Genomic DNA, 16,681 nt, shown 5'->3' with positions numbered 1-16,681 from the left:
GGACCCCCGATTCGAATTCGAACCTGCGACTCGAGTCACTTCCGACGCTCGAGGTAGGCCCTCAGAGCCCGAACCGGCACCCTGATGGCTCCCGACACCCTCACGTGCTGCAGATCGCCGCGATCGATCAGCTTGTGGACGGTCGCGCGGCAGACCTGGAGCAGCGCTGCGACCTGCGGCACAGTCGAAAACGAGGGTGACGTACTCGGGTTCCAGTGTGCCTGGATTGTGCCTAAGGCTGGCACAACGTATCCATTTTGGGCCGGCTGTATCGGATCCGGCGCCAGAGTCGATCTCAACAAAATCGGCTACTTCCGACGCCATCCGAGGCGGGCCGACCGTATCGGACGCCCTCATGCACTTTTCGGGACCAAGGGGCTGCAGGTTCTAAGTTGGTTACTATGGCCTCCGCGACGCCCTACGCAGCTGCCTTCCGCTCGACTCTCTCGTTCAGCTGCCGCGGGCTACGGCGCGAAGCGCCGCCTGTGCGGTTCTTAGCCAGTAGGTGATCCGCCTCGGGTCGATGTCTTCTCTACTGAATCCCTGGACGTAGAGGGCCGACATGGCCGTGTGGGCGTTCCACGCGGCGTCGCGTTCTCGTTTCGTGCGCGCAAGGTCCATCGCGTCCTCGACATCTTTGGGTCCGCCATCCGGTCTATCCCGGTTGCTCCGGCGAAGGATGACGACCTGACAGGCGCTCAGGAGTGCCAGCCAGATGAGAGCGGCCGCAGCCCTGAGCCGCATCTTGCCCGTATTCGAGGGCGCCTTGACGTGCGCCGCGAGAAGCTGGCGGGCGACGACGAGAGCGTCGCGGCCGGCCCGGGCCGCCTCTTCGGGCGTCACGGGCATTTCTGCGCGCTGGTCGTAGTCGTGGGCCAACTCGTATACCGACCTGTTCGATGCCCTGATGGCCCTGGCGTCCCTCTTAGACTTCACAGCTTCCTCCAGTTCGCGGCGGCTCCGCTTGGCTCCTTACGACCTTCGTCAGGTCGAGGATCGAGTCACCGGGGAAGTTTGAGCCACTTACGCGTCAGGGTAGTTCAGGACGCCTGATATTAGAATGCACCGGGAGGTTCGGCATGGACAGAATGGCGCAGGACCTCTGGCGAGCGGCCATCGAGGAAATCAGGGGCCTTCGGCGGGATGTCCAGGAGATTACCGCAGTCCTCAAGGACGCCGCTGCTCGTCCGGCCGAAACCGCCGAGTGGAATGCCGGCCCGCTCGCGCGTCAGGGCAGATCGTTCGCCCTGGACGCGAACCGACGTCGCAAGGTGGAGGCGGGCCTGGCTCTCGATCTGCCAGCCGTCCTGCGCGCCGATGCGCCCGCGTTCGACCTCGAGACCATGCTGTCCCGATTCGACCAGCTCTGGCGGAGGTAGGCGACCGGGGCGTCTAGGTTTGTCCGCCGCCGTCTCTGGCTGTTTCGTCCCGCGGAGCCTGCTCCATGCCTGCTCCACGCCGGAGGAGGATCCGAGGGGAATGCGGCGGAGGGTCGAGACGGGGAGGGGAGCGCTGAAATGACCGTGTCCACGGGCGAATCCGGAGAAAGTGAAGCGCCCTCGCCTGTTAAAGAACCGTGGTCACTGTCCGTTCAAATCCTGTCTCCCCGATTTCTAAGCGCCCGCGGCCGCTGGGGTTTTTGTTGAGAGCCCCAGCGGCCGCTCCACTTTCAGGGCAAGATCTACTTCGCCGGCTCAAGGAAATCGGCGGGTTCCGGCGGCGGCTCGCTCCGTGCGCGACCCTGGATCCTGTCTTCCTGGGCGAAGGAGGTACTCCCCAGCATCACCTCGCCGTTTGCACTGGCACCGACGTGCCGCTGGCCGGCCGGTTTCCTACCGTAGCGCCCGGAGTGCCAGGCGGACCTGCGGGTTCGTGCTGGAAATGCTTGCGCGTGAGCCGACCGTGGAGGTCGATACCGAGGCAGTTGTGCTGCAGTGCGAGCTAGCGGCCGACGCCGAGGTCGGCCGGCACGGGGGAGTGGGAGGAGATCCTCGAAGAGCCGCTGATTGAGGACGAGCTCCGACGTCGAGCGCCAATATCGCCGGCCCCGCTTCTGCCGATGACCCCGTTCGACTACTCGTCGTACTCGATGGTGTGCTCGCCGCGGGTCGGCGAGGGGACGGCGAAGTCAGCCTCATAGCCGATCGCCCGGTACGCCCGGAGTCTCTTGTCCAGCATCCTGACCAGCACTGGCACCGCGCCGTCGCGGTAGTCGTGAATGCGGACCTCGGTCTTCCCTGCGTGGGTACGGTGGAGCCGGCCAGCGTACTGGACGACGGTGCCGCGCCATGCCACCGGCAAGGCGAGCACCAGCGTGTCGAGGCGCGGGTCGTCGAAGCCCTCACCGACGTAACGTCCGGTGGCGATGACCAGTCGCTCGACCTCCGCCGGAATCGCCGCCAATCGGGCCAGCGCCTCGCGGCGCTGCTTCGCGGAGAGGCCGCCGTGGAGGGCGACGAGGTTCGGGGTGGAGGGGGTCAACTTCTCCACCAGATACTCGAGGTGGTCGCGGCGCTCGGTGAGCACGATCGGGGAGCGATCCTGCTCGAGCGCTGCAAGGACGTCGTCGATGATGAGGGCGTTCCTGGCTTCGTCCTTCGCCATCGAGGCGTAAAGATCCTGAACGGCGTCGCCTGGCTTCCACACGGACGAGAATCCGGTATCGCTGATGACGAGGCGGTGCGCCAAGCCCCGGGCCTGCGCCGCTGCCTTGGCGGTGACCGTGAACCGCACCGGGCCGAGTTGCATCTCGATGATGGGGTCGTGCCCGTCGCGGCGCCTCGGCGTGGCGGTGAGGCCGAGGACGTACCGCGCCTTGACCTCCGAGAGGACGCCTTCGAATGAGCTCGCCGAGACATGGTGGCACTCGTCCACAATCACGTGACCGTAGGAGGCCACGAGGTCGTCCACGACGCCCTTCTGGACCAGGCTCTGGATCATCGCGACGTCAAGGCGGCCCGTCGGGCGCCGCTTGCCGCCGCCAACGACTCCGATCTCCTTCCTGGCGATGTCGAGGAACTCCGATAGCTGGGCGACCCACTGCTCGAGCAGGGGCTTTCGATGCACGAGCACCAGCGTGCTCACGCCGCGCTTCGCCACGAGCGCTGCGCCCAGGACGGTCTTGCCGGTGCCCGGGGGCGCAACGACGATGCCGATATCGTGGGGGAGGACGGCCGCGGTGGCGCGAGCCTGGACGTCGGAGAGCTCGCCGCGGAACTCGACATCCAGAGGACTTCCGGAACTGCGCTGGTCCTCGACTGTGAGCCCGCCGCCCCACTCGCGGAGGAGTGACGCGACGTCTTGCTCGCATCCGCGCGGCAGGCTCAGGAACGGGCCGGGGTCCTCCGCGCAGGTGAGGACGCGCGGCGTTCCGTTGGTGGAGAGCCGCATCGCCTGCTTCTTGTAGAACTCCGGGTTCTGGAATGCGGCGAGGCGGCGGAGTTCGGTGAGTAGGCCAGCAGGCATCCCATGCTTCTCAACGAAGAGGCGCTCCCCGCGTACGAGGCGTACCGGTGCTGATAGTGGCGCGCCGATGCTCGTGGGGGGAGGGCGGCCGGATGGCGAGCGCGCCCAAGGAAAGTCATCTTCTTCGACGGCGGCGAAGCGGACTCCGAGCACGCGGCCCTGGTGGTGGGCCTCCCGGGCGACGAGTTCCACGGTCGTCCCAGGGATGCGAGGCAACGCCGCGAGGAATGCCCACTGGTTCGCGAACGGCTGGAGCGCCTCGTCCAGGAACTCGGTGTTGTGGTGCTTCCTCGCCTCTCGCTGAAGCGGGAGCGCGATCAGGTTGCCGAACCCGCCGCGCGGCATGGTGTCCTGGTTCGGGAAGAGCCCGGTCGTACGAATCCATCCCGATCTGGGGACGGCGGGACATGGTTTCCGTGAGCAGGTAACAGCCGAGCCGGCGCGCGAGGGCGGCCGGAACCGGCTCCTCGAAGAAGAACCATGCATGCGCACCGGCACCCGACCGGGAGCGCTCGACCGCGACTGAGATCCCTGTCGCCCGGCAGGTCTCCGCGAAGGCGCCGACGTCGTCGGCCCAAGAGCCCTTGTCGAAATCCACGGCGAGGAGGTGGCAGCTTTCGCCCCGGAGGAGGGGATAGATGCCGATCACGTGTCGCCCGAGGAGGTGATCCTGGATGACCTGCGAAGAGACCGGCTCGAAATCCTGGTGGAGGCACTCGCTGCACTTCGTCTTGGGCTTCTGGCAGAGGGGTCGGTCCCACTCGTTGAGGCACCGGGGGGAGTAGCCCTTGGTGCCCTTTCTTTCGTTCGACCAGAAGCGCGGATAGACATCTGCGCGCCCGCGGAAGAGGGAGGAGAAGAGAGTAACCTTCTCTGAGGCGGTCGCGGGAACCTTTGCCCCGGCGACCGTTGCCGTCGGGACGGCCGCGGCCACCACCGGCTCGGCAGCCGAGAGTGCGTCACGCAACCTCTGGATCTGCTCACGGAGAGCCGCGCCTTCGGCATCGACGGCGGCGAGCCGGGCCTCGAGCCGAGCCAGTTCCTTCGCAAGATCCTGGCGCACGGTCGTCATCACGCGATGTCGCATCGGGCGGAGGACGTGCAGGCTCTCATTGGGCGAGCGCTGTCAGCAGTTCCTCAGCGAGCGCCGCACAGGAGGCCCGGATCGTGTCCGGGTCGTCGAGCCCTGCGACCGCCCTCGCGGCCATGTTCGAGCCGGGCGACTCAGGCGTGCCGAACAGGCTCTTGAAGTGAGAAATCGCCTCGCTGGCCGTCTCGCCGGCCAGCGGGCTCTCGAGGAGCAGTCGGACCCGCCTGCCCAGGCGATCGGCCTCGACCGAGCGAAGGAGCCGGAGTACGTCGAGCGCGTCTTTGTCCTCCGTTCGGCTGGGAGCTCCGACTCGCTCGGCGATCTTGTGGAGCTTCGCCACGAGCAGGGCGCCGGGCCCGGCCACGAGGATGGTGAACCGCCGCAGATCCCCCTGCGCGAGAGCGGCCACCTCGTGGGCCTCTTTGTCCACCAGCGCACCCTCGAGTCCGCGGGCCTTGCGCGCTGCGCGGCATCCGTGAACGCCGAGGTCGGCCCCGCGTCGGCCGCCACCGGCGAGCGCGGCCGGAACCATCAGGTCAAAGGCGATGTCTTCCTTGATCCACGAGCCGGGGTTCGCTCCGGGGTGGAACCCTCCCCCGCGCATCGCCGCCTCGATGAGGGGGCTGGCGCCGAGTTGCGCCGGATCGATCGCCACGTCCGCATCCGTCGTGTAGGGCGCGACCGCGATGTCGGCGTCGCCGGTGTGCAGGTACACCGCCTGCGCGCCGACGAGGACGATCGCACTGCGCTGCTCCCCGAGCGCTTCGAGCGCGTCGAGCAAGATGCGGCGTGCCTGCTGGTAGACCTCAGGCTCCCCACTCATCACGGTGCTCCTGCATCCAGCGAAGCAGCTCCTCGCCCTCGGCGGGGCCACGGCCGGGACTGGTCAAGAGGTCGGCGGCGACCTGGCTCGCGCATGTGTATCGGACTCCTTCGACGACTGCTCCCCGCTCGAACACCACCGGGTCGAACGGGCGGACCAGCATGACGTTCGCTCCCCGTTCGCTCTGTTTCAAGCCGAGTTCGGAGGCGGCGACCTCGATGTCTTCCACGAACACCACGCCGAGGCGGGAGAGGGCGGTCGAGGTGCGGATGCCAGCGGCGAGCGAGCCGGTGACCGAGTAGCGTGAGGCGACCTTCTTGAGCTTGGCGAGGAGCCCCTCGAGCCCACGCGGCTCGAGGAAGCTGAGCGCCTCGTTGGAACCGGTCAGCGAATACTCCTGAGTCCAGCGACGGATGAGGCCGGACCAGTCGACGGAAAGGACGGGACCGCGCGGCTCGCGAGTCAGGAGGGCTTCCTTCTCTACGAACGCAACGGCGCGCGAGACCGAGCCGAGCGGCGTCTGCGAACGCTTGGCCAGTTCCCTCACGCCGAACGGCGGCCGGTAGTCGCACAGGGCCCGCACGACCCGTCCGGCAGCGGGTCCCTTGAGAGAGCCGATGGGGCGCACGGTGGCGGCCGGATCCTTCTGTGCGCCCTGCGTCTCGATGAAGACCGCGGGGCTGGACAGGGAGAGGCGCAGGTTTCCCGTCCGGTCGATGTAGCTTGCGTTCTCGGCCCGGAGGAGTTCCATGGCTCTCGCACTGAGGAAGGGAGCCGTCACGAGTAGTTCGGTTCCAGAGTAGCCGCTGGCGCGAGCGGCCTTCACGGCCGCGGCCACGTCCCGGGGCTCGAGACGGGCTCGCGCCATGACAGCCATCGTCGCCTGTTGCCCGTCGGGCCCACGCAGGACGATGTATTCCGTCCCGGCGCGGGCGGAAGCTCTTGGGGCGGAAGAGAGCGTCCAGGTCCGTGGCAAGCGCTCCTTGAGCCGACCTAACGGCCAGGGAGATGATGCATCTGTTCCGGGATGTATCGTGTTCCGCATGACGTGGAACAGCGTACTGGCTGGAACGGACGGACGCAAGGGATCCGTACAACAGGTCTGATCGCGCCAGGCTCTGGGCAACCAAGGTCTACGCCTCGGGCGGCTTGGCCGCCAGGGGGGGCCGACCGGGGTCCCGTCGCCCGAGCAGAAGCTTTCGGGAACTCGGATTCAACCCGGAGGCACTCGACGCCGCCTCTAAACGACCGATCGCGATCCGGAAACACCGGCCGCGAGTTTGAGCGAAGGTGCGGCAGCTCCTTGACGCAGAGACGCTCGCCGATGCCGAGCTTCAGGTCCTCTTCCGGCAGGTGGAGATCCGGCCGCAGGAGCCGGCCGGGCCCAACCTCGCGGCGTGATCGCGTGCCGCCTCGGGGCAGGTCGTTCGCCCCACTCCTTGGATCCACGCCTTCGGAGCCGTCACGGGGAGACGCCACGTCCGACCGGGGTTTGCGACGAGCGTACCTCGAGCGTCAACCCCGCGAAGAGGCCGTGCGAGGCGGGGCGGTCGCCGGCACCGTCCGGTACGACGAGCTGGCGGTAGCGCACGAACGGCCCCAGCCAGATCGTGCGCGCACGGTTCACGGGAAACGCCGCCCCCGCGCCTGCCGCAAGGCCGAGCCGGCCCGTCGCGCCCCCCTGGACACTGAGCGCCTCGACGTCGACCCACGGGGACGCGCCGAGGAACGAGCGTAGATCGCGAGGCCGCTTGAGCCGCACGCCCGCGCCCACCGTCGACGCCATGCCGGACATGGACGAGCTCGAGAGGGACAGGTCCGGTAGGCCGACGAAACCGACGCCGACGGACAGGTCGAGAAAGGGTGCTACCCCGAGAAGCGCCTTCAGAGATGCGGCGCTGGGAAGAGGCGACCCTCGCGGCCGCGCACGGCCCACCGCGACGCCTGGCTCCAGGCTGAGAGCGAGCCCCTGGGCCGAAGACGTCACCGGACACATGGCCAGCGCGACTGAGCACAGGCCCACCACGGCCGCCCAGAGGCACCGCGTCTGCAGTCGCCGGTCTTTGGTCCGCCACACGCTTGCTTTCCGCAGGCGGACCGGGTCGATCATGAATTGTTGGGCCGGAGCGACCGCTGATCAGAAGATAACCATTCGGGGACTGCGCCATCCGGTCATCAGGATTCTGTTGCGCGGGAATTCCGCCCCTGTCCGCGGGAGACCGCCGGCGTGAAGCGTGCGATCCGGGACTGGCGGTCCAGGAAGATGGTGGCGATCTGCGTGCTCTGGAACAGGTTCTGAGGTCGCCGTAGAGCAGCTCGATCTCGTCCATCTTCTTGCTCAACTCGGCGTTCAAGGTGTTCAGCTCCTCGTTCACCGACTGCAGCTCCTCGTTGGCGGAGTGCATCTCCTCGTTCATGGACTGGAGCTGCTCGTTGGACGTACTCCTCGAAGACGACTAGGAACAGCGCGTCTGGATCCTGGTCGGTGGGCGGGAGCGGTCGGACCACGAGGTCGCCCCGGCGCTAGATGCCCTCGGCCTCCATCACCGACCCTTGTAGGTGACCGGCTCGCCCTGGCGCGCATTGTGAGGGGCGGCGGAGAGCTCGACCCTGAGCTCCTGCCGGGCGAGATGCATCAGGTTGGTCGCGGGCGCGCCAACGCGGGCGGCAGGAAGACGGACAGCCTCGTTCCCCAGCTCGCCGGCTTGGAGGCGCTACTTCGAAGGGCAGCGCCCGCCGTGCCGGCGGCAGGATCGTGGACCGCCGGGCCACCGCGGCTGCTCTCGTGCTCCGGGAGGAGGTGCTGCACGACGACAATAGGAGAGGCCGCTGTCACGCGAGACCCGCTGAAGAAAGCGCTCGAGCGCCTCGAGACCGCCGGCCGAGGTGCCGATCTCCACGACGAGGAGGCGCTCGCCTTCGCTCGCCCGCCACTCGGCTTCTTGCAGGTAGCTCGCGACGGCACAGTGTGTTCCTCGACCGCCATGAATCGGTTCTCTCTCCTCGTGTCCTCACAACTCGACGACCGGCAGGGAGCACCCAGACATTTCCGTTCTCGCCTGCGCAGAGTCGCAGGCCGGGGCCCCGTCATACCGGCGAGTCCGTGGTGCGGAGGGGCTCCCTCAGGCTTATGCATTGCAAGTGGTCGGGCGAATGGACGCCCTGCTCGACCATCCGCCCACCCGCGCTGAGCTGCCGACTCCCCGCCCCTGGACCGCCTCGCTTCGAGCGGCGCCCCGTGGAGTGGGGTGGATCATGATCCATACCGATGGCCTGAGGCCGATCGTCGAACGAATGGACCGCGAGATGTCTCGCCTGCTCGCGCGACGGGATGTGGCCGGAGCGGACACGACCGCCCTGCTCTCCTCGTGGGCGCAGTTGGTCGAGTTCCTCTCGCTCGGGCCGCCGCCCGTGCAGCGCGCGTGTCCGTTCTGCGGGGGCATCGGGATGCGAGCCGCGACCCGTTCCGGCACCAGCTGGAGGAAGCTCGTGGCACCCACGCCACCCGCGAGCGCGTGATGCCTCCTCGCGGGGACGCGCGGGCCGGTCCCGGGGTCCCCGACTCCGAGCGCGGGCTCTCGGGCACCGCCGTCGCTTACCGGCGGGCGGAGCCATACCTGGCGGCGTCGAGCACGCTCATGGCCTCCGTGGGCGGGTTCACGGCGCTCGGCTACGGGCTCGACCGCTGGATGGGCCACACCGTGCAGTGGTTCCTGGTCACCGGCGCGGTGATCGGGGTCGCGGTCGGATTCGTCGGCTTCTTCAGACAACTGTTGCGCGCCGACGCTGCTGCGAAGCGTCTGCGCGCCTGAATGTTCCGCCGCGGAGCGCGTGAAGGGGAAGGCCATGATCGCCTACGACAGCAACAGCTTCTCAGCAGGGCAGGACACCGGGACGCGAGTCGCCGCGTGCGTCGCGCGCCTCGCTGCGCTCGAGCTGACCGACCACTCGCGCTGGTGGAACCGCTGGAAGCACCGGCAGATGGCCCGGGCGCTCGTCGCCTTCGCAGAGGAGCTGGAGCTGGAAGGGGACCAGGCTCACGGCAGCCATCTCGGTCGATTCGTCTCGTCGCGAGGCCTCTCGTACCAGCGCACTCCCGCGGCGGAGCTGGCCTCGAGCTCGGTGACGACCTGACCCAGAGGCTCCGGTGCGCGGTTCGGCTGGACGAGTGGAAGGCCACTGCCTGCTCCAGCATGCGAAACGCGATCGAGCTGAAGAACAGCATCGACACGACGCTGAGTGCGCGGGCGGATGCCTTGGTGTGGAGGAACGCCTGCGCCGCTTGCAGGACGGCATCGGCGTGCTGAGGGACGAGCGCCGTGAGTCCCGGCGCAAGGTGTCGAGGATGCATGCCTCGTCAAAGAGGATCGAGAGCCCAGTTGCCGCCAGCGTCAGGAAGGGCACGAGCGAGAGCAGCGCGTTGTAGCCGACGCCGCCGGCGAGCAGGACGCCGCAGTTGCGCGAGAACGCGCGCAGGGTGCGCCCGGCGAAGAGCAGCAACTGCGTGGCCCATCTCCAGGCATCCCGAAATGGGTCCATGGCCTCACCTCGTTGTCGTCTCCTCGCTCGAACCGGGTCGCTCACCATCTCGGGCGCGGTGGAGGCCGAGTTGGCCATGGAATCAGATCACGACGGTCGAGAGGGCGACCGTTCGCAGCGCGTTCGATCTCCTGGCGATCTTCATCACCGTGACCCCGTCGGCCAGCGAGCCCCCCGGAGCATCTCTCCACGCGAAGTTCGCGCCCCACGCAACGCTTGCGGCGCGGTCGACCCGGAAGCGTCGACCCGCGAGTCGAGGGGGCCCCTGATTCCTCCCTCAATTGCTTGGATGTGACGCGCACATGACATCGCGGCGACAGATTCTCCCTCCGCGATGTGCGACGCGATCTGCCGAGGAGGTGCCTGTGCATCCGTCAATCGAGCAGCCGAACGCCGCTACCCAGCATCCGAACACCCTACGCGTCGAGCTCGACGCGCTCCGCCAGGAGTACGCGTCGAAGGTCGGTCCCGCCGACGCGGAGTACATTCGCGGCGTGCGCGCCGTCGCACGGAGCGCGAAGGTCGCAGGACGGCTCCTCGTCCACTTCAGCCTGGAGCCGATCTCCTGGAGCGCGGGCGTCGCCGCGCTCACCGTCTACAAGGTGCTCGAGAACATGGAGATCGGCCACAACGTGCTGCACGGTCAGTACGACTTCATGCACGACCCGTTGCTCGGCTCGGCGACGTACGAGTGGGAGATGGTCGGCACTGCGAAGAGTTGGAAGCGAGCCCACAACGCGACGCACCACGTCTTCACCAACGTGATCGGGCGAGACCGCGACTTCGGGTACGACGCGTTCCGGTTCTCGGCCGACGTGCCGTGGAGGCCGTTCCACCTCGTCCAGCCACTGCTGAGCCCGCTCAGCGGGCTCTTCTTCGAGTACTCGATCGGCGCATATGACCTCGGCCTCCTCGACGTGCTCGGCCCGCGGTCAGCGCGAGGCGAAGGGCCGAGGCGGCGCCCGGCGCACGAGGTGGCGCGAGACCTGTGGGCGTTCGCCCGCAAGGTCGCGCGGAAGGGGGCTGTCGAGTACGTGCTCTACCCCGGGCTCGCGGGGCCTTTCGCGCCGAAGGTGCTCCTCGGCAACGCGCTCGCGGACGGGTTCCGGAACGTCTGGGCCTACGCCGTCATCTACTGCGGCCACCTCACGGAACGGACCGCAACCTTCTCCGAGGAGGAGCTCGCGACCGAGGACAGGACGGGGTGGTACGCGCGCCAGGTGACCGGCTCCTCGAACTTCGAGGCGAGCCGGATCGTACACGTCCTGAGCGGACACCTCGGGTTCCAGATCGAGCATCACCTCTTCCCGAACCTTCCGGCCTGGCGCTACCCGGAGATGGCGCCGCGCGTCCGGGACATCTGCGAGCGTCACGGCCTTCGGTACGCGACCGGGTCGCTCGCCTCGCAGTTCGCGAGTGCGATGCGACGGCTCGTCCGCTTCGCGCTGCCGGGGAGCGGGGAGCGCGTGATGGGCGTCTCGCCCGACGCCTCCGAGATCAAGGAGAAGAAGTAGCCATAGGAATGGCAGTCGGCACCAAGCGGCCGGTCACCGACATCAACGTCACGCCGCTCATCGACGTGGTGCTGGTGCTCCTGGACGGGAGCGGCACCTACCTGGCGATCGTTGGGGTTCGGATCGGCCGCTGCGATTGGGGGGGCTACTTCTCCGAGGCGCGGTGGTGGCGCTCGAGGCTGGCCGGAAACGTCAAAGGGGCCTCGCGCGAGTCACGCCCCGACCCGGGGCCGCCGCGCCGGCCGGCAGCCCAGCGGCGAGCTAGATTCTATGGACGGTGCCCCAAACGCTCGATGCCCGCCAGGCGGCGACTCCGCGATACGCCCGATGGGCCGTCCACTTACTTCATGACCCCCGCGACGGGGTCTTCGTCGCGCTGGCGATGCAGTGCGCCGCACTGTCGCTCGCGGGGGTGGGGCTCTTCTTCGCCGGGCGCTTCTTCTGGGCCGGAGCGCTGATCTACTGGCTCGTGCTCTGCCTCGGGCTCGTGGATCGATTCACGCTCATGCTCCACTGCACCTCGCACCGCCCCTTGTTCGCACGGCGTCACGCGAGGTTGAACCGGATCATCCCCTGGCTGCTCGCCCCGTTCTTCGGGCAGACACCCGAGACGTACTTCGCGCATCACGTCGGCATGCACCATCAGGAGGAGAACCTGGCCGGCGACCTCAGCACGACGATGCGGTACCGGCGCGACTCCCTTGGAGCCTGGCTCCGCTACTGGGGCCGGTTCATGACGCTCGGGATCGTAGATCTCTCAAGGTACCTGGCGCGCCGCCGGCGGCGAAAGCTGCTTCGGCGCGTGCTGGTTGGGGAGGGGCTCTACCTGCTTGCGGTGCTGGCGCTCTTGCTCTTCGACCCCGCCGCCACGCTGGTGGTGTTTCTCGCGCCGCTCGTTCTCATCCGAACCCTGATGATGATGGGGAACTGGGCCCAGCATGCGTTCGTCAGCCCCGATCGGCCCGAGGACCCGTATCGAGCGAGCCTCACCTGCATCAACACGCGCTACAACCGCCGCTGCTTCAACGACGGGTACCACGTGGTGCACCACCTCACACCGCGCTGCCACTGGACCGAGCATCCGGAGCGCTTCGAGCGCACCCTGCCGGAGTACGGCCGTCACGATGCGATCGTCCTCGAGGGGCTCGACTTCTTCCAGGTGTGGGTCCTGCTCGTGACGCACCGCTGGCGGCGGCTGGCGAGGGCCTTCGTGCAGTTGCCCGGCGCTCCGGCCCGGAGCGAGGCCGAGGTCATCGCGCTGCTGCGCGGGCGCGTGGGACCCATTCTCGGCCGCGAGGCAGCGCCGCGCGCCCGAGCCGGCGAACACCCGACGGTGGAGGCCGGCGAATCGCCGGCCTGAAGTGTGACCCGGGTCGCTCGTACAGCCCCTAGCACCGCGGAGTCTCCGCTGGCCCCGACGGGTGGGTCGGCGCCGGCGCGATCGAGTGCTCGCCTTTCGAGCGTCCGCCCGGCACCATGGGAAGTCGCTGCGACTACCCTCTAAGTTTACCTCGGGAGCAGACAACGCATGACCGAACCAGATCCCAAGGCGATGAGGGACGCACAAGAGACTTCGTGGCGCGCAGCCGAAGGCGAGCGGCTGCTCGTGGTCGGCATCGGCGCCTCCGCCGGCGGCCTAGAAGCGTTCGAGCGCTTCCTGCGTCGGGCTCCTCACTCGATCGGCCTCGCGTTCGTGTTCGTGCAGCACCTCGACCCCGAGCACGAGAGCATCCTCGCCGAGATCCTCGGACGCGAGACCGACATCCCGGTCGCGTTCGCAAAGGACGGCCAGGAGATCGAGCCCGACCACGTCCACGTCATTCCGCCGGACACGACCCTCCTCGTCGAGCGCGGGAGGCTTCGCCTCGTCGCCGCCGAGACCCGCGGCACCCGGCAACCGATCAACGCCTTCCTGACCTCGCTGGCCGAGGACCAGCGCGAGAACGCCGTGGGGATCGTGCTCTCCGGGACGGGCTCCGACGGCGCCCTCGGGATCGCGGCCGTGAAGCGACACGGGGGAGCGACCTTCGCCCAGCTCCCGAGCGACGCCCGCTACGACAGCATGCCGCAGGCCGCGATCGCGACCGGCCAGGTGGACCAAACGCTAACCGTCGAGGAGATCCCGGCGGCGCTCGCGGAGCTCGCCGCGAGGCGGCGGCAGCACCCCGGGGAGAGCGCGCGCGGCGAGTCCGAAGGGCTGCGGGAGCTGTTCGAGCTCCTCAGCCGTCAGACGGGGCACGACTTCAGCCGGTATAAGCGGAGCACCATCCTCCGGCGGCTGCACCGGCGGATGACGGCGACGAGCACGGCGACGATACGCGACTACGTCGCGCAGCTCTCGCGCGACGAGGGCGAGAGCCACCAGCTCACCGACGATCTGATGATCAACGTTACCGCGTTCTTCCGGGACGGCGAGCCGTTCCAGGCGCTCGAGAGCGTGGTGATCCCTGACGTGCTGGAGCGCCACTCCAGCGAGGGCGTCCGGATCTGGGTGCCCGCCTGCGCCTCCGGCGAGGAGGCCTATACGGTGGCGATGCTGGTGCGCGAGCGGCTGGACCGCATGAAGCGTCCGCCGAAGGCCCAGATCTTCGCGACGGACATCGACGCGTCGGCTCTCGCCGAGGCGCGCCGCGGCCGGTACGGGAGCGTCATCGAGAAGCAAGTGAGCCCGGAGCGGCTGGCGCGCTTCTTCGTGAAGCGTGGCGAATCCTACACGGTGACCAAGGACATTCGGGACCTCTGTATCTTCACGGCCCACGACGTCGCGAGGGACCCGCCGTTCTCGCGCATGGACGTCGTGTGCTGCCGCAACCTCCTCATCTACCTCGAGCCGGCCCTCCAGCGGCGCGTCCTCGAGACGCTTCATTACGCGCTCCGGCCCGGTGGGTACCTGCTCCTCGGCAAGGCCGAGATGATGGGCACCCGGGAGCTCGAGCTCTTCGAGGTGGTGGAGAAGGCCGATCGGCTGTTCCGCCGCCGCGACGGGGGGCGTCGCCCGGAGCTCCCGGCGATCGTCGAGCGCGAGGCGTCGGCGCTCCTTTCCGGCGTGGCGCCGCTGGCACGACGGAGCGGCCCGGACGTGCGCAGCGCCGCCGATCGTACCCGGAAGATCGTCCTCGAGGAGTACGCGCCGGCATCGGTGGTGGTCGATGGCCGGGGGGAGATCCGTTACCTCTGGGGTACGGACCTGGGCGTCTATCTGCCGCCTCAGCCCGGTCCGCCCGCGACCAACCTGATGCACCTCGTCCGACCGGAGCTGAAGGTGGGGCTCGGGGCCTCTTTCCACAGCGCCGCGAGGCAACCGAGCCCGGTCGTCCACAGGGACCTCACGGTGCTCGTGGACGGCGTCGAGCGGCGCCTCAACGTCGTCGTCCGCCGCGTTCCAGCGACGGAGCAGGATCCCGACGAGCTATTCCTCGTCGTCTTCCAGGAGCTTCGCGCGACCGCCATCGCTCGGGGCGAACCGCTCGATGCGCCCACGGTGGAGCGGTTCAGGCGGCTCGAGCTGGAGCTCGCGAATTCCCGGGAGCGCCTACAGTTCACGGTGGACGAGCTCGAGAACGCGAACGAGGCCCTCCGCGCCGCCAACGAGCAGCTCCAGTCCACGAACGAGGAACTGCACTCGTCCAACGAAGAGCTGCAGACGTCCCAGGAGGAGCTGCAGTCCGTGAACGAGGAGCTCAACACGGTCAACGCCGAGCTCTCCAAGAAGGTGGACGAGATGGAGGTCCTCCTCGGCGACCTCCAGAACCTCTTCCAGAGCACGCAGATCGCGACGGTGTTCCTCGACCGAAACCTCCGCATCTCGCGCTTCACGCCCGAGGCGATGGCCATGTTCGGCTTCGCCGAGGGGGACGTGGGACGGGCGCTCTCTGACTTCGCCGCGCGGTTCGACGCGGAGGGCGTGCCCCGCGAGGTCGAGCGGGTTCTGCAGACGCTCGAGCCGATCGATCGAACGGTCCGGACCGCCGAAGGTGGCCGCTTCTTCCTCATGCGGATAAATCCCTACCGTACGCCCTCGAACGTCATCGCCGGCGTCGTGATGTCCTTCACGGACGTGACGAAGCTGAAGGAGGTCGAGTCGGCCCTCCGTGAGGCGATGGCGGAGCGCGGGCGCGCCGAGCAGGCGCTGCGGGACGCCGACCGCCGCAAGGACGAGTTCCTCGCCGTGCTGTCGCACGAACTCCGAAACCCGCTCGCCCCGATCCTGAATGGTGTCCGCATCCTTGAGCTCACGCCGCCGGGCGGCGAAGAGGCGCGGCGCGCCCAGCGGATCATCGCGCGCCAGGCGGGACACCTCTCGCGGCTCGTGGACGACCTCCTCGACGCGACGCGCGTCTCCCACGGCAAGCTCCAGCTCCACCGCGAGCACCTCGATCTAGGAGATCTCGTTCTGCGCACGGCCGAGGATCACCGCGAGATCTTCACGGCGCGCGGGTTGAGCCTCGACGTCGATGCGGCGTCGGCCACCGCCTGGGTGGACGGCGACCGCACGCGCCTCTCGCAGGTGATCGGGAACCTCCTGCAGAACTCGGCGAAATTCACTCCTCGAGGAGGCTCGGCCCGGCTCGCCCTCGAGATCGCCCAAGGGCGCGCGGAGGTTCACCTGCGCGACAGCGGGGTCGGCATCGAGCGCGCGATGCTCCCCCACCTCTTCGAGCCGTTCCGTCAGGCCGACGCCACGCTCGATCGGAGTGCTGGCGGCCTGGGACTCGGACTCGCGCTCGTGAAGGGGCTCGTCGAGGCGCACGGCGGAGACGTCGAGGCAAAGAGCTTCGGCCGGGGCACGGGGACCGAGTTCGTGGTGCGGCTGCCGCTCGCGGCGGCGCCGCCCGACGCGCGTGAGCCCGAACCGGGCACACCGCCTCGTGCGCGCCGAGTCCTCGTCATCGACGACAACGACGACGGTGCCGACACCCTGCGCGCGGTGCTCGAGCTAGAGGGCCACACCGTCGAGGTCGCGCACGACGGTCCAGGGGGAATCGAGCGGAGTCGCGAGTTCCGTCCCGACGTCGTGGTGTGCGACGTCGGCCTTCCCGGTATGAGCGGGTACAAGGTGGCACAGGTGCTGCGGAGCGATCCGGCGCTTCGCGGAACGTTCCTGATAGCGCTAACGGGTTACGCGCTCCCCGACGACCAGCGTCGCGCCACGGACGCCGGCTTCGACGTTCACCTCGCGAAACCGCCCACGGTCGAGCAGCTCAGGAGCGCGATCGGGCGGGCCCCTTAGCCTCCAGGCGCAGTCGACTG

13 protein-coding genes and 1 pseudogene are annotated in these 16,681 nt (G+C 68.5%); 6 read left to right on the top strand and 8 right to left on the bottom strand.

The genetic code is table 11. The features are described 5' to 3' along the window. Positions 1-35 precede the first annotated feature (35 nt). A complete protein-coding gene (locus AMPC_RS20595; RefSeq protein ID WP_404800638.1) occupies positions 36-182 on the bottom strand; it encodes a helix-turn-helix domain-containing protein in 147 nt (48 codons plus the stop codon). Positions 183-450: 268 nt separating this feature from the next. Then, positions 451-879: a hypothetical protein gene (locus tag AMPC_RS08720; RefSeq protein WP_248345756.1), complete on the bottom strand. Its 429-nt coding sequence runs from the start codon at positions 877-879 to the stop codon at positions 451-453. A 209-nt stretch (positions 880-1,088) separates the two neighbouring features. Here AMPC_RS08720 and AMPC_RS08715 point away from each other — a divergent pair, with 209 nt between their 5' ends. Next, positions 1,089-1,379: a hypothetical protein gene (locus AMPC_RS08715; RefSeq protein WP_248345755.1), complete on the top strand. Its 291-nt coding sequence runs from the start codon at positions 1,089-1,091 to the stop codon at positions 1,377-1,379. Between the two features lie 694 nt (positions 1,380-2,073). Here AMPC_RS08715 and AMPC_RS08710 read toward each other — a convergent pair. The 6 genes and pseudogenes from AMPC_RS08710 to AMPC_RS08690 form a co-directional block, all read right to left on the bottom strand. Further along, complete coding sequence (locus AMPC_RS08710) at positions 2,074-3,810, bottom strand: DEAD/DEAH box helicase (RefSeq protein ID WP_248345754.1); 1,737 nt, start codon at positions 3,808-3,810, stop codon at positions 2,074-2,076. Positions 3,811-3,892: 82 nt separating this feature from the next. Further along, positions 3,893-4,537 (bottom strand): annotated as a pseudogene (locus AMPC_RS20590) (TOTE conflict system archaeo-eukaryotic primase domain-containing protein); the annotation flags it as partial. Between the two features lie 37 nt (positions 4,538-4,574). After that, positions 4,575-5,336 (bottom strand): hypothetical protein, encoded by a 762-nt coding sequence (locus tag AMPC_RS08705; RefSeq protein WP_248345753.1) that lies wholly within the window; start codon positions 5,334-5,336, stop codon positions 4,575-4,577. Positions 5,337-5,361: 25 nt separating this feature from the next. Next, positions 5,362-6,129, bottom strand: coding sequence for a hypothetical protein (locus AMPC_RS08700; RefSeq protein WP_248345752.1), 768 nt, complete (start codon positions 6,127-6,129; stop codon positions 5,362-5,364). Between the two features lie 711 nt (positions 6,130-6,840). After that, positions 6,841-7,488 (bottom strand): hypothetical protein, encoded by a 648-nt coding sequence (locus tag AMPC_RS08695; protein WP_248345751.1) that lies wholly within the window; start codon positions 7,486-7,488, stop codon positions 6,841-6,843. Positions 7,489-7,553: 65 nt separating this feature from the next. Continuing rightward, positions 7,554-7,886 (bottom strand): PAS domain-containing protein, encoded by a 333-nt coding sequence (locus AMPC_RS08690; RefSeq protein ID WP_248345750.1) that lies wholly within the window; start codon positions 7,884-7,886, stop codon positions 7,554-7,556. 1,130 nt (positions 7,887-9,016) lie between these two features. On the opposite strand from AMPC_RS08690, the gene AMPC_RS08685 reads away from it, so the two are divergent. From AMPC_RS08685 to AMPC_RS08665, 5 genes are all read left to right on the top strand, one after another. Then, positions 9,017-9,190, top strand: a complete 174-nt coding sequence (locus tag AMPC_RS08685; protein WP_248345749.1) for an AtpZ/AtpI family protein — start codon at positions 9,017-9,019, stop codon at positions 9,188-9,190. A 34-nt stretch (positions 9,191-9,224) separates the two neighbouring features. Next, complete coding sequence (locus AMPC_RS08680) at positions 9,225-9,512, top strand: hypothetical protein (protein ID WP_248345748.1); 288 nt, start codon at positions 9,225-9,227, stop codon at positions 9,510-9,512. Between the two features lie 770 nt (positions 9,513-10,282). Next, on the top strand, positions 10,283-11,431 hold the full coding sequence (locus AMPC_RS08675) for a fatty acid desaturase family protein (RefSeq protein WP_248345747.1): 1,149 nt from the start codon (positions 10,283-10,285) through the stop codon (positions 11,429-11,431). Between the two features lie 277 nt (positions 11,432-11,708). Further along, positions 11,709-12,791 carry a fatty acid desaturase family protein gene (locus tag AMPC_RS08670; protein ID WP_248345746.1) on the top strand — a complete coding sequence of 361 codons (1,083 nt, stop codon included), beginning with the start codon at positions 11,709-11,711 and terminating at the stop codon, positions 12,789-12,791. Between the two features lie 168 nt (positions 12,792-12,959). Continuing rightward, complete coding sequence (locus AMPC_RS08665; RefSeq protein ID WP_248345745.1) at positions 12,960-16,661, top strand: chemotaxis protein CheB; 3,702 nt, start codon at positions 12,960-12,962, stop codon at positions 16,659-16,661. Positions 16,662-16,681: the final 20 nt, after the last annotated feature.

Origin of the sequence: Anaeromyxobacter paludicola, from assembly GCF_023169965.1 — a bacterium.
Taxonomy (GTDB): Bacteria; Myxococcota; Myxococcia; order Myxococcales; family Anaeromyxobacteraceae; genus Anaeromyxobacter_B; species Anaeromyxobacter_B paludicola.
Note: the sequence above shows the minus strand (reverse complement) of the source record. Positions and strands in the feature narration are given on the sequence as shown.

Bases quoted from the DNA above. Each gene is read 5' to 3' on its own strand.
- AMPC_RS08685 (WP_248345749.1), top strand. From the start codon at position 9,017: ATGGCCTCCGTGGGCGGGTTCACGGCGCTCGGCTACGGGCTCGACCGC.
- AMPC_RS08715 (WP_248345755.1), top strand. From the start codon at position 1,089: ATGGCGCAGGACCTCTGGCGAGCGGCCATCGAGGAAATCAGGGGCCTT.
- AMPC_RS08665 (WP_248345745.1), top strand. From the start codon at position 12,960: ATGACCGAACCAGATCCCAAGGCGATGAGGGACGCACAAGAGACTTCG.
- AMPC_RS08710 (WP_248345754.1), bottom strand. From the start codon at position 3,810: ATGCCGCGCGGCGGGTTCGGCAACCTGATCGCGCTCCCGCTTCAGCGA.
- AMPC_RS08695 (WP_248345751.1), bottom strand. From the start codon at position 7,488: ATGATCGACCCGGTCCGCCTGCGGAAAGCAAGCGTGTGGCGGACCAAA.
- AMPC_RS08680 (WP_248345748.1), top strand. From the start codon at position 9,225: ATGATCGCCTACGACAGCAACAGCTTCTCAGCAGGGCAGGACACCGGG.
- AMPC_RS08700 (WP_248345752.1), bottom strand. From the start codon at position 6,129: ATGGAACTCCTCCGGGCCGAGAACGCAAGCTACATCGACCGGACGGGA.